12 protein-coding genes are annotated in these 15,327 nt (G+C 45.4%); 9 read left to right on the top strand and 3 right to left on the bottom strand.

Translation table 11 applies throughout. From position 1 onward, the window contains the following. Positions 1-11: 11 nt before the first annotated feature. From BIZ39_RS00330 to fadI, 3 genes are all read right to left on the bottom strand, one after another. Entirely contained in the window at positions 12-209 is a 198-nt protein-coding gene (locus BIZ39_RS00330; RefSeq protein WP_136780893.1) for a hypothetical protein, read from the bottom strand. Between the two features lie 207 nt (positions 210-416). Beyond that, positions 417-2,558 carry a fatty acid oxidation complex subunit alpha FadJ gene (gene fadJ / locus BIZ39_RS00325; RefSeq protein ID WP_187446133.1) on the bottom strand — a complete coding sequence of 714 codons (2,142 nt, stop codon included), beginning with the start codon at positions 2,556-2,558 and terminating at the stop codon, positions 417-419. Between the two features lie 19 nt (positions 2,559-2,577). After that, positions 2,578-3,888, bottom strand: a complete 1,311-nt coding sequence (gene fadI / locus BIZ39_RS00320; protein WP_187446097.1) for an acetyl-CoA C-acyltransferase FadI — start codon at positions 3,886-3,888, stop codon at positions 2,578-2,580. Between the two features lie 429 nt (positions 3,889-4,317). On the opposite strand from fadI, the gene BIZ39_RS00315 reads away from it, so the two are divergent. The 9 genes from BIZ39_RS00315 (at position 4,318) to BIZ39_RS00275 (ending at position 15,279) form a co-directional block, all read left to right on the top strand. After that, a complete protein-coding gene (locus tag BIZ39_RS00315) occupies positions 4,318-5,274 on the top strand; it encodes an AAA family ATPase (protein ID WP_014948808.1) in 957 nt (318 codons plus the stop codon). 3 nt (positions 5,275-5,277) lie between these two features. Beyond that, entirely contained in the window at positions 5,278-6,252 is a 975-nt protein-coding gene (locus tag BIZ39_RS00310) for a DUF58 domain-containing protein (protein ID WP_049585850.1), read from the top strand. Beyond that, positions 6,252-6,914: a DUF4381 domain-containing protein gene (locus BIZ39_RS00305; RefSeq protein ID WP_187446096.1), complete on the top strand. Its 663-nt coding sequence runs from the start codon at positions 6,252-6,254 to the stop codon at positions 6,912-6,914. The genes BIZ39_RS00310 and BIZ39_RS00305 overlap by 1 nt, the downstream gene beginning before the upstream one ends. Next, positions 6,907-7,983, top strand: a complete 1,077-nt coding sequence (locus tag BIZ39_RS00300; RefSeq protein ID WP_187446095.1) for a vWA domain-containing protein — start codon at positions 6,907-6,909, stop codon at positions 7,981-7,983. The genes BIZ39_RS00305 and BIZ39_RS00300 overlap by 8 nt, the downstream gene beginning before the upstream one ends. Then, complete coding sequence (locus tag BIZ39_RS00295) at positions 7,983-10,028, top strand: vWA domain-containing protein (RefSeq protein WP_187446094.1); 2,046 nt, start codon at positions 7,983-7,985, stop codon at positions 10,026-10,028. The genes BIZ39_RS00300 and BIZ39_RS00295 overlap by 1 nt, the downstream gene beginning before the upstream one ends. Beyond that, a complete protein-coding gene (locus tag BIZ39_RS00290) occupies positions 10,029-11,849 on the top strand; it encodes a BatD family protein (RefSeq protein WP_187446093.1) in 1,821 nt (606 codons plus the stop codon). 205 nt (positions 11,850-12,054) lie between these two features. Then, positions 12,055-13,908: a DUF885 domain-containing protein gene (locus BIZ39_RS00285; RefSeq protein WP_187446092.1), complete on the top strand. Its 1,854-nt coding sequence runs from the start codon at positions 12,055-12,057 to the stop codon at positions 13,906-13,908. Positions 13,909-14,024: 116 nt separating this feature from the next. Further along, positions 14,025-14,582 (top strand): sigma-70 family RNA polymerase sigma factor, encoded by a 558-nt coding sequence (locus BIZ39_RS00280; protein ID WP_039233340.1) that lies wholly within the window; start codon positions 14,025-14,027, stop codon positions 14,580-14,582. Continuing rightward, positions 14,575-15,279, top strand: coding sequence for a DUF3379 family protein (locus tag BIZ39_RS00275; RefSeq protein WP_014948800.1), 705 nt, complete (start codon positions 14,575-14,577; stop codon positions 15,277-15,279). The genes BIZ39_RS00280 and BIZ39_RS00275 overlap by 8 nt, the downstream gene beginning before the upstream one ends. Positions 15,280-15,327: the final 48 nt, after the last annotated feature.

Here is a 15,327-nt window from a genome sequence, read left to right as displayed (position 1 = left end):
GCTAGGAAAGACTACGCAGCAATGTAAAGGTTATTAAACCCCACCGCATTGCGCCAATGTATATGGCGAGAGATTGAGAACATGGGCAGTAAGATTGGACCTAACACAAAACCCGCTATCGCCCACTTTTTCGCGCTCATTCCCCATTTAAACGCTTCTACATAAAAATATAGAGAAAAGATAACGCTTAATACTACGAGTGAAATCACACTGCCTCCGCCTGTTTGACCTAGTTACGTGGGGTTACTTGTCCCCATCAATTATTCAATTTAACTTACTGATAATTGACGCCAACAATTTGACACGTTCATTTTTTAACCGCAGGAATTCTACCCAAAATAGAACAATAAACCAGCAAAAATACCCATTAGACATAAAAAAACCGGGCAATGCCCGGCTTTTAACATTTTATAAACTTAGCTGTAAAACTTTTGATCGTTTTCTGCCATTTTTACTAACACTTCAGCAGGTGCAAATTTATCACCTACAGCAGTAGCATAATGGTTTAAACGAGCAACAACGTGTTTAATTCCCAGTGTATCCATATAGCGGAACGGGCCGCCTAAGAATGGAGGGAAACCAATACCGAAGATAGCGCCAATGTCGCCGTCGCGGGCATTACGGATAACGCCTTCGTCTAAACAGCGCGCTGCTTCATTAAGCATCATTAATACACAGCGTTCAGCAACTTCTTTTTCGCTTAACTTAGCAGAAGGTGAAAGACCCAGTAGTTCGTAGATTGACTCGTCCACTTCTTTACCTGATTTTTTGCCTTCATAAGAATAAAACCCTTTTTGGTTTTTCTTACCCTTTCTGCCGTCTGCAAGTACTTTATCGAAAGCACTTGGCGCAGTGAAGCGCTCGCCGAACGCCTCTACAAGGAATGGGATGATCTTGGTGCCAACGTCAATGCCCACTTCATCAAGTAGTTTCACAGGACCTACAGGGAAACCTAACTTAACCAACGATTTATCGATATGCTCAATAGGCTCACCGTCAAGAATAAGGTTTGCCGCTTCATTCATGTAAGGTGCCAAAATACGGTTTACGTAGAAACCCGCACCGTCTTTAACAACAACCGGTGTTTTGCCTTGCTTTTTAGCAAATTCAACCGTCGATGAAATGACTTGGTCAGACGTTTTATCGTGAGCAATTACTTCGGCCAAAGGCATTTTGTCTACTGGAGAGAAGTAATGCAGACCAATCACGTTTTCAGGACGTGCTGCTTTAGCTGCAATTTGTGTAATTGGAATAGACGACGTATTAGACGCGAAGATCGTGCTTTCTTTGCAGTTCTCTTCAATATCCGCCACCATTTTCTGCTTAAGGTCTAGATCTTCGAAAACCGCCTCAACCACGATATCAGCATCTTGGTAGCCGCTATAATCTAGCGTACCGGTAAGAAGCGCTAACTGTTTCTGCATTTCACTATTGCGCATGAAACGCTTCTTCACCTTTTTATTTAAGATGTCATAGCTATATTTCATTGCATTGGCAATGCCTTCAGCACGCACGTCTTTAATACGGACAGGTACACCGGCTTTGGTCGACGTTACATAGGCGATACCACCACCCATTAAACCACCGCCAAGCACACCGACTTTCTTCATTTTTTCAGGTTTAACACCTTCAACGCCGTTTTCTCTCTTCATTTCTGTCGTAGCGAAGAAAATCTGACGTAACTGGAAAGATTCCGGCGTCATAACAAGCTTACCAAAGGCTTCAGCCTCGGCTTTAAGCCCCGCTTTCATCCCTTCGTTCATGCCCGTTTCAATTACATCAATAATGTAACCTGGCGCTGGATAATTACCTTTGGTTTTGGCAAATGTCGCTTCGCGCGCTTTTTTGAACATCATGTTACGGCCCGGGCCGGTCTTCTCTAACACTTTGTCCATTACGCTCTTCTGCGGCGCTTCACGTTCTGGTTTGCGTTTAAGCGCAAATTGCTCAGCTACCTTTAGCAAAACGCTGTGAGGGACCACATCATCTACAATACCGTACTTTTTAGCTTGCTTAGCGCGTGCTGGAGACCCAGTAAGCATCATTTTCATCGCTTGCTGAATGCCGATTAGGCGAGGAAGGCGCTGAGTACCACCACTGCCTGGCAACAAGCCAAGCTGCACTTCCGGTAGACCTACCTGAGTACTAGGTGAATCGGTACATACACGGTAGTGACACGCTAATGCTAGCTCTAAACCACCGCCTAACGCTGGGCCGTGAATAGCCGCAACGAAGGTAGCCTTCATGTTCTCAATTCTATCGAAAATGGCTTGACCGCCAGCGGCTATGGTTGTGGCATCTTCCGCAGTTTTACACGCTGCTAGCATGGTGATATCGGCACCTGCTACGAATGAGCTTGGCTTGCCGCTTGTTAACACCACACCTTTGATGCTGCTGTCGCGTTCAATATCATCAAGCATGGCAGATATCTCATCGCCAAACTCAGCTTTAAGCGTATTCATGCTCTCGCCAGGTACGTCCATGCTAAGAATAGCAACGCCATTATCTTGCTTAGTTAACGTAAATGCGCCTGATGTTGGCTGAACTTCATTTGTCATTTCTTGTTCCTGACTCATATTATTCTGTCTCCACAATCATTGCGGCACCAAGACCACCCGCAGCACATGCAGTAAGAAGGCCTGTACCACCGCCACGGCGATTTAGTTCGTTAAGCATTTGCGTAATCATGCGTGTACCGGTTGCAGCAAACGGGTGACCATAAGCAATTGAACTACCCATTACGTTGAATTTGTCCATATCAATTTCGCCCGTCGCTTTGTCGCGGCCAAGTTTCTCTTTAGCGAACTTGTCACTTGCGAACATCTTAACGTTTGCCAAGGTTTGCGCTGCGAACGCTTCGTGCATTTCAATCAGCGTTAGGTCGTTTAGCGTCATGCCTGCGCGGTCTAGCGCAATTGGTGTCGCGTACGACGGTCCCATTAACATGTCTTCCCAAACATCAATTGCCGAAAACGCGTAGCTCTTAATGTAACCAAGCGGCGTATAACCTAGCTCTTTCGCTCGGCTTTCTGTCATCATAAGCACTGCAGAGGCGCCATCGGTAAGCGGTGTAGCGTTTGCAGCTGTTACCGAGCCGTACTTTTTATCGAATACTGGGCGAAGTTTCGCGTAGCCTTCAAGCTTAGAATCGAAACGTACGTTGTTATCGCGCTCAAGCGCACCTTTATACGGTTCAGCATAAGCGGTCATCACTTCGCTAGACAGCTTGCCTGCTTCCCAGCTTTCAGCGGCTAGGCTGTGCGAGCGGTGTGCGAGCTTGTCTTGTTCTTCACGAGATATTTGATGCGTTTTCGCCATTTGCTCTGCCGTTTGTCCCATCGACAAACCGGTTGAGTACTCTGCTACCGCAGGAGGAACAGGCGCTAGGTCTTTTAAGCTTAAACGCTTGAAGATGTTTAGCTTTTGGCCAAGGGTCTTGGTTTTCTGTAAATCAACCAGCGCACGCGCTAAATTCTTAGAAACCCCAATAGGTGATACCGACGTTGAATCAGCACCACCAGCAATACCTACTTGTACCGTACCAGCCATCATGCTTTCTGCGATGTTAACCGTAGATTGAAAACTCGTCGCACATGCGCGAGATACGCTGTAAGCGTCGGTATAAATATTCATGCCCGTGCCAAGCACGATTTCGCGCGCAATGTTTGGCGCTTCAGGCATTTGTACTACTTGACCGTAGACAACCTGGTCAACCCATTCTTTTTGAACACCATGGCGAACGAGAAGTTCGTTTACGACCATTTTACCTAGATCAACAGCCGGAACACCGTGGAAATATGTAGCCATTTTCGCAAACGGAGTACGCAACCCCGCGACAATGGCGATGCGATCACCCTCTCGGGTAGTAACTGATTGTTTTGTTGCCATAATGCACCTAAATTAATGACCGACTTCCGTTTGAGCTTATCGCCCCAAAGTGGTCTGACCTGTAATAAACCCGATTTTTACAAACAATGAACAAAATAGCAAATAATGCAGGGTTAAGGGCAATATAAATGAAACTAAAGTTTGCCCTGTTTACAAATTTTGACCGTTTTATGCTATCGAAATTTAAAAAGCTTGCTTTGCATCCAACCGCATATCGCATTTTTATTACTGTTTGACGACTTGAAGAAAGATAGAATGAACCTTATATGGAAATGAAAGTCTGTTTTGTGTCATTGTGACGGGCTAGAGCTATCTAAATTAATATGTAATTTACTTTTTAGCTAAGCGATCACTTTGTAAGGTATTTAATAAATCTATCGTTCAAATGACACTTTCTGATAACGAGAACTCAAACGGAAATTTTGCATTATGGCAGCAGCGCAATTTCAACAGTTACACGCTTATTTAGACCAGCAGATTATTGGTCAGCACGCGTTAACCAAAAGCCTTCTTATCGCTCTTTTGGCCGACGGCCACCTTTTGGTAGAAGGTCCTCCTGGGCTTGCAAAAACACGCGCAATAAATGCACTTGCTAATGGTATTGACGGCGACTTTCATCGCGTACAATTTACCCCTGACCTCTTGCCTGCCGACTTAACCGGTACAGACATATACCGCCCCGAAACCGGTGAGTTTGTTTTTCAAAAAGGGCCGCTTTTTCATAACTTAGTGCTAGCCGACGAAATCAACCGCGCACCAGCAAAAGTGCAATCGGCTTTGCTTGAGGCCATGGCGGAACGTCAAATTACGGTAGGCAGTAAAACCTACCCTCTTCCTCCGCTATTTTTAGTAATGGCAACGCAAAACCCGCTAGAACAGGAAGGAACTTATCCACTACCTGAAGCACAGCTAGACCGATTCTTAATGCACGTGGACATCGATTATCCTGGCGCCGAGACAGAATTAGAGATATTGCGTTTAACGCGAGGTGAAGCCCTCTCAGAACCGCCTGTTACGCCACCAACGCTAACTCAAGACGATATTTTTACGTCGCGTAAAGAAGCGTTGTCTTTGTATATGGCGCCTGAGTTAGAACAGTATTTAGTTCAATTGATTATGGCCACACGTCAGCCTGCAAATTTTGACGCGGAATTAGGCCAGTGGATAGCGATGGGAACAAGCCCTCGAGCAACCATCAGTCTAGATCGCTGTGCACGCGCTCACGCATGGCTTAGCGGCAGAGATTTTGTTGGCCCTGATGATATTCAAGCTGTGGTTCACAACGTGCTTCGCCACCGCATTATTCTGTCATATCAAGCCGAGGCTGAAGGCGTAACGATTAACGACGTACTTGATAAGATTGTTGCAACTGTCGCAGTCCCTTAAGCTATGGTGAATGTACAAGCGCAGCTAAACAAGCTGCAAAGTAATGGCGTCTCGTTGTCTACAGCAGAATTATTACGCTACCAGCAGTTAGCTAAGCTGTTTAGTTTGGCGCCTAAACGTATGCCACAAGCTAAACTTGCTGGAAGTTATCTCACCAAGCACAAAGGCCGAGGCATGGAGTTTGATGAGGCCCGGCATTATCAGCCCGGTGATGATATTCGCGCTATTGATTGGCGCGTTACTGCGCGCACGGGTAAAACTCACACTAAAGTGTATCGGGAAGAGCGAGAGCGCCCGGTTTTTCTATTCTGTGACTACCTACCTTCAATGGCATTTGGCACGCAGCTGCTTACTAAAGCGGTGCAAGCCGCGCATGTATCTTCATTAATAAGCTGGTCTGCTGCCGCTCGTGGCGATAAAGTTGGCGCACTGGTATTTAATCAGCAACAGCACAAAGAAATTAAACCACTAACTCGCAAAAAGGCCGTGTTGCACGTGTGTCATGAACTTATGGCATTGCACGAACAGAGCGCGCAATCTGAGCCGGACAAAGACCAAGACGAACAAGCTTTTGCCGATGCGTGTGCTAGGGCAAGACGACTAGCAAGGCCGGGGAGCCTGGTTTATCTCGTGTCAGACTTTCAGCATTTAAGTACCCAAGCTATTCAACACTTGAGTCACTTAACACGACACTGTGAAGTAAGGGCTATCGTAATTAACGACCCAATAGAACACGCCTTGCCACAAACCAGTTCATTACAAACCGTCAGCGTTTCTGATGGCCGAAACCAACAACGCTGGGTGTTAGGCGACAATACCGAGCAACAGCAATATCAAAAATGGCGCAGTGAACACAACAGCGCGATTTATAGCACCTTGCGTAAAAACAATATTGCTCGATTCAGTGTTTCAGCGGGTCTTCCCCTAGACGAACAGCTTCAAAGTATGCAACAAGAACAAAGGTTGGAGCTTAATTAATGCAGAGCAGTATTCTTTCAACCCATTTTTTATCAAACTTTCTATCTAGTTACACAAAATCAGCTGCTCAATCGATGCCGCTGGCAAATCAAATGCCAGTGCCCCCTCAGCAGCAAGACCCACTTGCTCAACTGCGCGATATACACGTACCTACAGAGGTCAACATTTGGCCATTAGATTGGGGTTGGTGGGTCGCAATCGCAGTAGTTTTACTTGCCTTATTTTGCCTAAATAAAGCTATCACTGCTCACATACGTCACAATAAGGCACGTAAGCAAGCTTTAGCCTTACTTGAATCGATTTCAGCACAACAAAGCAATTGGCCCGTAGCGTTAAACTCAATTCTAAAACGCACGGCGATGAGCTATTACCCAACTCAGCAAGTGGCTGGGTTATATGGTAAACAGTGGCAAGCGTTCTTAACCTCTGCATTGAAAAGTAGTGATAGCAAACTTGAAAGTGATTTAGGTTTGTTAGTAAGCAATGTTTATCAAGCCACCCCCACCCCTAGTGATTTTGAAACCTGCAAGGGGGCAGTAAAAAACTGGCTTTCAAAAGCCAAACTGCCAAAAAACAAGGGGGCTTACGGCGATGTGAATGATGGCGGTCTAAACGATGGCAGCCCTCATGATAAACAAGCCAAGGAGCCGCATCATGCTTAATTTTGCTTGGTGGTGGGTCTTTTTTGTACTCCCCTTGCCTATTATCGTACGCCTGCTTTCTAAAAAAGCACAAGACATGCCTATGGCTGCATTGCGGGTTCCTAGTTTGCGACCTGGTGAAGTGTCAGAGCAAACCCAATTGAAACAAAACAAAATTCCGCTAGTGGTAAGTAGCTTAATATGGCTGCTGCTCGTAACGGCTGCCGCGCGTCCTCAATGGTTAGGAGAGCCTGTCAGCATACCGAACGAAGGTCGAGAAATGATGTTGGCGGTTGACTTATCGGGCAGTATGAAGATAGATGATATGCAGCTAAATGGCCGACAAGTTAACCGTTTAACCATGACTAAGTCGGTGGTTTATGACTTTATCCAGCGTCGCGTAGGCGACAGAATTGGGCTTATCTTATTTGCCGATACTGCTTACGTTCAAGCGCCGCTTACCTATGACAGAGATACGGTTTCTACACTTCTGAGTGAAGCTGTCATTGGGTTGGTTGGCGAACAAACGGCCATAGGCGATGCGATAGGTTTAGCCGTGAAGCGCTTTGACGAACGGGAAGAGTCTAATAACGTATTAATTCTTCTTACCGATGGGCAAAATACTGCAGGGAATATTACACCCGAACAGGCGAAGGAGTTGGCAATTAATAAGGGTGTGAAGGTTTACACTATTGGTGTGGGCGCAGATAAAATGCTAATCCAGAGCTTTTTCGGCAGCCGACAAATAAACCCATCGCAAGAACTTGATGAAGGCATGTTAACCGACATTGCAACTAGCACTGGCGGCCAATATTTTAGAGCTCGAAATGCCCAGGAACTTCAAGCTATTTATCAACAACTTGACGCGCTTGAGCCTATTGAAGGTGAAACGCGTAAGATGCGTCCATTGAGCGCACTGTTTTACTATCCCCTTGGCGCGGCAATATTACTGTCAGCACTATGGGCATTCTTGACGGTTCTTTTATCAACATTTCGTTGGTTCGCACAAAGACGAATTAACTCGTCCCAGCCACACCCGAACTCAGCTGATTCAATACAAGCAGCGCAAACAAATAGGGAGACGAAGTAATGGAATTCGACTTCTTAAACCAATTTCATTTTTTACGCCCCGAATGGTTTATCGCACTCGTTCCCCTGATGCTGCTTGTGCTTTTAATTAGAAAAACCACGGCTAAGCAATCTGGCTGGCAATCTGTGATCCCTTCTCACCTATATCAATACATGGTGATTGGAAAAAACGAAATGGGCGCAAAACCTCCAATGTGGATGCTTGCTCTTGTGTGGATTATAAGTGTGATAGCACTCGCTGGCCCAACATGGGAGCGCCTGCCGCAGCCGGTTTACCAGTTGAAAATGGGACACGTTATAGTCATAGATATGTCGCTTTCAATGCGCGCTACCGATATGACGCCAGACAGGCTAACTCGCGCTAAATATAAAGCGATAGACCTAGTCAACGCTATTGGTGAAGGTGAAATGGGCTTGGTTGCTTACGCTGGCGATGCGTTTGTCATTAGCCCCTTAACCGAAGACGCAGGAAATATCACAACCCTAATCCCTAGCCTGTCACCGGAAATTATGCCCGTTCCGGGCAGCGACCCTCTCCTAGGTATAGAGAGTGCGTCAGAGCTTCTCACGAATGCCGGATATAACTCAGGCATGATCTACTGGATTACTGACGGTATAGAGTTAGAACAACAACAAGAGCTTCAAGAGTATGTGGCTTCTATTCCTTTTACAGTAAATGCACTTACCGTTGGGACATCTGAAGGTGCGCCTATTCGCCAGCAAAGCGGCGAGCTCTTGAAAGACTTCACCGGCAGCATCGTTATTCCCAAGTTAAATGAAGGCGCAGTGAAAGGTGTGGTTAAAACGAGCGGCGGACGCTTTGAATCCTTTACATCAAACGACACCGACATTGATGCCCTCGCCTCGGTATCTCTACTAGATAAAAGCGACAGCGAAGAGAACGAAGAAGAGAGTAATTTACAAGGAGACCAGTGGAAAGAAGTTGGACCTTACTTGCTACTTATACTTCTTCCATTTGCCGCCTTTGCATTCAAACGCGGGTTAGTTTTCATCGTGTTGGTGGGTTTACTTAGCCCCTCTATGATTAAAAACGCCCATGCTTTGCAACGTGCCCAACCCTCAGAAATTGCTGGCACATCACAAGACATAGACGCACCGGAAAGCGCAAAGGAGATGGCAAATCAACCTGATTCACTCTCATGGTGGCAAACGCCATTTATGAATGACGACCAAGAAGCATTAAACAGCTATCAAAGAGGCAAGTACAAAGACGCCGTTAATCAGTTTAATGACGACACTTGGAAAGCATCATCACTTTATAAATCAGGTGACTACGAAGGTGCATTAAATGCCTTCAAAAGCATTCCTGGTCCCGAGAGTCTTTACAATCAAGGCAATGCACTGGCAAAACTCGGTAAGCTTGAAGACGCTATTAAGAAATATGATCAGGCGTTAAGAGAAGCCCCCGATTTCGACGATGCAAGAACCAACAAAAAGATTGTCGAGGATTTGCTGAAACAGCAGCAACAGCAGAATCAGGATCAAAACCAGAACGAAAATGGCGATGATGGCGAACAGAGTGACTCGCAGGATAATGGCCAAGGTAGCTCTGATAACTCTGATAGCCCTAATAGCAAACAGCAATCAGGGGACCAGAACAATCAGAAAGGTTCAAACGAGCAGAATGGTCAGCAAGACGATAATGAGGGTCAACAGTCTGACCAAAGCCAAGCTAACGATGAACAGCAAAGTGGCGGAGATAACTCACAACAGCCTGATGATTCCGAGATGAACAGTCGGAACGAGTCATCAGACTCTCAGCAGCAAAATGCAGAACAAGAAGAGTCTGATCAAGGTGACAGCGCGCAAGCACAAAAAGACGAACAACAAGCAGAGCAGGAAGCACAGGCAATGCAAGGTCAAGAGGCCGAGCTTACCGACGCAGAAAAAGAAGAGCTGCAGCGAATGGAGAGTTTAATGCGCCGCGTGCCAGACGACCCTGCATTCCTACTAAAACGAAAAATGCAATTAGAAGCACAAAAACGTCAGCGTCAACGTATGCCTTCAAACCGGAGTGATTGGTAGATGAGAGCCTTATTACAGTCTACACGTATAGTTTTTTTATTAACCCTACTCTTAAGTACGGCGGCTTATGCCGATGTAAATTCGCTGGAAGCCACCATTGATAGAAACCCTGTCATGTTGGATGAAGCCATTCGCTTAACGGTTACCGCAGACGGCAGCGCGGAAAGAGATGCATTCGACAGCTCTCCCCTGCTTAAAGACTTTGTGGTCGGAAGAACATCAGTAAGTAGCCAAACCTCAATTGTCAATTTCGACACCAAGCGCACCACCGTTTGGACCACTACGTTATTTCCTCGTAAGGAAGGCACGTTCACCATTCCTTCATTAACCATTGAAGGTAAATCAACCAAGCCTATTCAAGTTAAAGTAATACCAGTTCAAGAACAAAGTAATGTCGCACGAGACTATTTTGTTACCACTGACATCGACGTGAAAGAGGCCTATTTAAATCAACAGCTGCTTTACACGGTTAAGCTGTTTCTTTCTAGCAATATTGAGCGCGGCAGCCTACAAGCGCCAGAAATGCAAAATGCGGAAATCACCCAGCTAGGAGAAGATAAACAGTATACAGATATCGTAAACGGTAGAAGGTATCAGATTATAGAGCGTCAATTTGCCGTTGTACCTCAAGCATCCGGTGAATTCACGCTAAGAGGCCCTATTTTCACTGGCGAAGTTATGGCTGCCAATACTAACCAACGTTTTGGCTTCTTCAACCGCACCCAGCAAATCAATCGGGTTGGGCCCGACATTACGGTGAACATTAAGCCCATTCCTCAGGGGATAGATTACCCTTGGTTGCCTTCTGAAATGGTGCGAGTGGATGAAGAATGGCCACAAGGTGATAGTTTTGTAACAGGTGAACCAGTCACCCGTATTGTTACGCTAACCGCATTGGGCGTAGTAGAAGAGCAGCTTCCTGATATTCCTGAGTTTTATCCGCCAAACTTTAAGCTGTACCCTGATCAATCTAATACTACGACAGTCGAAAAAGACCAGAGCTTAATTTCACAGCGCCAAACGTCGCTGGCGATCATTCCAACGCAGCCAGGTAATTTTGTCTTACCTGAAATTACTATTCCTTGGTTTAATACGCTTACTCAGCAAACAGAGTATGCCACTATTCCCGCCCGTTCAATTACGGTAGCGCCAGCGAGCGGCGCAAATAATGCCAATACTCCGAATAGCTTAGACACTCCATCAATCAGTAGTGCAAGCAATGAAGATATTCAAAATGATATACCGTCAACTGCAAAACAGCCTAACGCTAGTGCTAGCAATGAGAATAAACCATTAGACAGCGCTTCAGGTGACGTCAATTCTGACGAAAATACCCAGCTTAATCGGATGGTAACTGGTGCACTACTTGTGCTGTTCATCATTGCGCTTACAGGATGGTTAGTTACCTACAGAAAGCTTAAACAGGCTCAGTTTATGGGACCTGGGATCACTAACAAAACCGGCTCTGTACAGCGCCACCACTCTTATGCTCAGTGGGATGAAAAAGCACAGTTTCAAAACCTTATGTCAGCAATAAAGGCAAAGGACACACGTTTACTTACGTCTGCTCTTAAGCAGTGGATAAACGCGTTAACTTCGGGTAAAGCGCAACTTTCGCAGTTTGAAGGAATCAACGCTAGTGTTAATGAGCTCTATGCACTGCGCTTTTCAGCCAATAAAGCTGACGCTAGCACCCAATCTAAACAGGTCATGAAAGCTTTAGATAAACTTTCACATGAAGCTAAGCTTGCCCGCAGCGAATGGAAGCAAAAAAGTGAAGGGGACAATAACACGCTATCTGCCTTATATCCTGCTTCATAAAACGCATTTCATTTGCCAATACACTAGAATTTGCGTAATGAAAGCCCTTGCAATTAGCTAAATCACTGTGACAAGGGCTTCGTAGCAGAAATGATTGCGTTCGAGAAACAGTCGACCCTTTGAGCCTTATTGTCCTCTTTAAGGCTTATTAATCTTTGAAGCTTTAGCTCATAAAAATAATCAATTAAACGCGACGGGGAATATAATGAAGAAAACACTAGTAAAGCTAACGCCAATTGCGTTGGCCATTACCACGCTTACGGCTTGCTCTCCTGCAAGTGAAACCGCTAAAACAGCGCCGGAACCTATTAAAACAGAACAGCCAGCCGGGCAGTCTGAATCAGAGCGCCTTAATGCGTTCTTCGAACGTACTTTTGAAGAAGATCTTAAGCGTTCGCCATTATTTCAAAGTTACTTGGGTAAAAAATGGGACTATGACAAATGGGATGACATCAGTGACGAAGAAGCTGATGCTCGCATTGCTATCGCCAAAAACCGACTAGAAAAGCTTAATAGTTTTGACACCAGTCAGTTAAGTGAACAGGAACAGCTAAGCTTGCGCCTGTACAAACTAGGTATTGAGCGCGATTTAGCTAACGACGAATTTCGACATCACCGTTACATTGTACATCAGTTCCGCGCCGCACATACACAGGTGCCTAGCTTCCTTATCAACATTCACAGCGTAAAGAGTAAAGAGGACGCTAAGGCATACATTGGACGACTAGACAATGTACGTACGTACTTTGATCAAGTTATCGAACAAATGAAAGTTCGCGAAAAAGCCGGCGTATTCCCCCCTGCATGGGCCTACGATCAAATGATTGATGCGTCAAAAAACGTGATTACCGGCGCACCGTTTGATTCTAGCGAAATACCTTCAACTATCTGGGAAGATTTTCAAAATAAAGTAAATAGCCTGGATATTACAGAGGCGGAAAAAACGACGTTATTAGGTGAAGCGAAAGCCGCTTTGGTAACGTCAGTCATGCCGTCATACGAGAAGTTTATCGAAGAACTCGCTCATCAAAGGGAAATCACGCCTGAAGGCGATGGTGTGTGGCGCTTACCCAATGGTGATCAATGGTATCAGAATCGTCTAAACTGGTTTACCACTACGGACCTAACCGCTGAAGAAGTCCATCAAATTGGCTTAGACAATGTAGAGCGCATACACGATGCAATGCGCGACATTATGAAACAAGTGAAATTTGAAGGCACCCTTCAAGAGTTTTTCGTTTTCATGCGTGAAGACGAGCAATTCTATCTACCTTCAACAGATGAAGGTAGACAGCAATACCTTGATATGGCGAAAACAGCCATAGACGACATGCGAGAGGCGATTCCTGAATACTTTGGGATTCTTCCAGAAGCGCCAATGATTGTTAAACGTGTTGAAGCGTTCCGCGAACAGTCTGCGGGCAAGGCGTTTTATCAAAGCCCGGCGCAAGATGGCAGCCGCCCAGGTATTTATTACGCAAACCTTTATGACATGAAAGCAATGCCTACTTATCAGTTAGAGGCGCTGGCGTATCACGAAGGCATCCCAGGTCACCACATGCAGCGCGCTATTGCACAAGAGCTAGAAGGTGTACCTCAATTCCAGAAATTCTTGAGCTTTACCGCATACACAGAAGGTTGGGGCCTATATACCGAAGAACTTGCAAAAGATATGGGCTTTTATAAAGACCCTTATTCTGATTTCGGTCGTCTAGCCATGGAGCTTTGGCGCGCTTGCAGACTTGTGGTTGATACGGGTATTCATGCGAAAAAATGGACGCGTGAAGAAGCCGTAGATTACCTTGTTGAAAATACGCCAAACCCTGAATACGACGCGCAAAAAGCCATTGAGCGCTACATTGCTATGCCAGGTCAGGCTACGGCCTATATGATTGGTAAACTTAAAATTATGGAACTTAGAGAGCATGCCCAAGCTGAACTTGGTGACAAGTTTGATTGGAAAGGCTTCCATGACGAGGTGTTGAAGTACGGTCCAGTCCCACTTTCTATTTTAGAAGAAAACATTAATGCTTGGATTACTTCCCAAAAACGTGCCTAGCTTTTCGAACTAGGTGCTCTGATCACTGGAAATAAAATGAAAACGCGCCTTTCGGCTAACGAAATGGCGCGTTTTTTATGCCATAGTGAGAAAAAATTAAGTTTTTGGATTTTTTTATGTTTGGGCGAAATAAATCTGATAATGCTCAGGTCTTATCGGGTATGAAAGCAAAACACCAAAGATATGAAGCATTAGTAAAGGCATTTCACGCCGACATCTACCGCTATGCATTTTGGCTTATCAAAGACCAGAGCATTGCTGAAGATGTTGTTCAGGAAACCTTTTTACGTGCTTGGCGCTCATTAGACGCCCTAAATGATGAAAAAGCAGCAAAGTCATGGTTAATTACCATTCTTCGCCGCGAAAACGCCCGTCGGTTTGAACGCAAACAGTTCGACACAGTAGATATTGATGATTGCCATATTCAAGATGACACACAGCATGCTGATGGGGACTTGAAAGATAGAGAGCTTCAGCGACTATTAGGTGGATTGAGTGTGGAGTATCGTGAACCCTTAATACTCCAGTTGATTTTCGGTTTTAGTGGCGAAGAGATCGCCAACCAGTTAGGGCTTAACAAAAACACAGTAATGACTCGCCTTTTCAGAGCGAGGAATCAGCTAAAAGAGGCATTAGAGAAGCAAAATGAACAGAGAGGTCGTGTAAATGGATGAGTTAGAATTTAGGCGTCGTATCTACGCCGATCCAGAAACGACTGACAGTGATGTTGTAGAAGCGGCAAAAGCGGATGAAAGTAAACGCAGTTTCTGGAATGAACAAAAGCAGTTAGATAAGCAATTAAAGCAAGCATTGAAAGTCGATGTACCAGAGGATCTCGCAAGCAAGCTAATATGGCAGCAGTCTGCAGACGAATTCACCCGTTATAAACGCAGAAGTCGCTGGTATTTAGCCATGGCTGCATCAGTTGCTTTCACTGTAGGTATCGGACTTACCATGTGGTACCACCAACCGCTTAGTATTGGCGGACAAGCACTTGCCCATATGCAGTACGCAGAAATGGAACACGCTCATTCGTTGCTTCCTGTTGATTTGAACATGGTTAACGCAAAGCTAGCAAGCTTTGGTGGCAGCTTTAGCGAAATGCTCGACGGTGTAGAGGTCGCAAACTATTGCCATTTGAGCACAGTTAGAAGCCTTCACCTGATCGTGAATACGCCGCAAGGCAAGATGTCGGTATTCGTAGTACCTGAACGTGGAGATGTCTCCGTACCAAGCGAGTTTGCCGATGGTCAGTACCATGGAGAGAGCATTAAAATGAAGCATGCCAATGTAATGATTGTTGGCGATAAAGATGCTGATTTAAGCGATATGAAAAAGGCGGTGTCAGAAAGGATTCAATTCTCTGCTTAACACACGTTAAGTAACTGTAAAGTGTTCCAAAAAAGTGCGTATCTTTAG

Origin of the sequence: Alteromonas sp. BZK5 (assembly GCF_014349115.1) — a bacterium.
Classification (GTDB): Bacteria; Pseudomonadota; Gammaproteobacteria; order Enterobacterales; family Alteromonadaceae; genus Alteromonas; species Alteromonas macleodii.
Note: the sequence above shows the minus strand (reverse complement) of the source record. Positions and strands in the feature narration are given on the sequence as shown.

Bases quoted from the DNA above. Each gene is read 5' to 3' on its own strand.
- fadJ (WP_187446133.1), bottom strand. From the start codon at position 2,558: ATGACAAATGAAGTTCAGCCAACATCAGGCGCATTTACGTTAACTAAG.
- fadI (WP_187446097.1), bottom strand. From the start codon at position 3,888: ATGGCAACAAAACAATCAGTTACTACCCGAGAGGGTGATCGCATCGCC.
- BIZ39_RS00315 (WP_014948808.1), top strand. From the start codon at position 4,318: ATGGCAGCAGCGCAATTTCAACAGTTACACGCTTATTTAGACCAGCAG.
- BIZ39_RS00310 (WP_049585850.1), top strand. From the start codon at position 5,278: ATGGTGAATGTACAAGCGCAGCTAAACAAGCTGCAAAGTAATGGCGTC.
- BIZ39_RS00305 (WP_187446096.1), top strand. From the start codon at position 6,252: ATGCAGAGCAGTATTCTTTCAACCCATTTTTTATCAAACTTTCTATCT.
- BIZ39_RS00300 (WP_187446095.1), top strand. From the start codon at position 6,907: ATGCTTAATTTTGCTTGGTGGTGGGTCTTTTTTGTACTCCCCTTGCCT.
- BIZ39_RS00295 (WP_187446094.1), top strand. From the start codon at position 7,983: ATGGAATTCGACTTCTTAAACCAATTTCATTTTTTACGCCCCGAATGG.
- BIZ39_RS00290 (WP_187446093.1), top strand. From the start codon at position 10,029: ATGAGAGCCTTATTACAGTCTACACGTATAGTTTTTTTATTAACCCTA.
- BIZ39_RS00285 (WP_187446092.1), top strand. From the start codon at position 12,055: ATGAAGAAAACACTAGTAAAGCTAACGCCAATTGCGTTGGCCATTACC.
- BIZ39_RS00280 (WP_039233340.1), top strand. From the start codon at position 14,025: ATGTTTGGGCGAAATAAATCTGATAATGCTCAGGTCTTATCGGGTATG.
- BIZ39_RS00275 (WP_014948800.1), top strand. From the start codon at position 14,575: ATGGATGAGTTAGAATTTAGGCGTCGTATCTACGCCGATCCAGAAACG.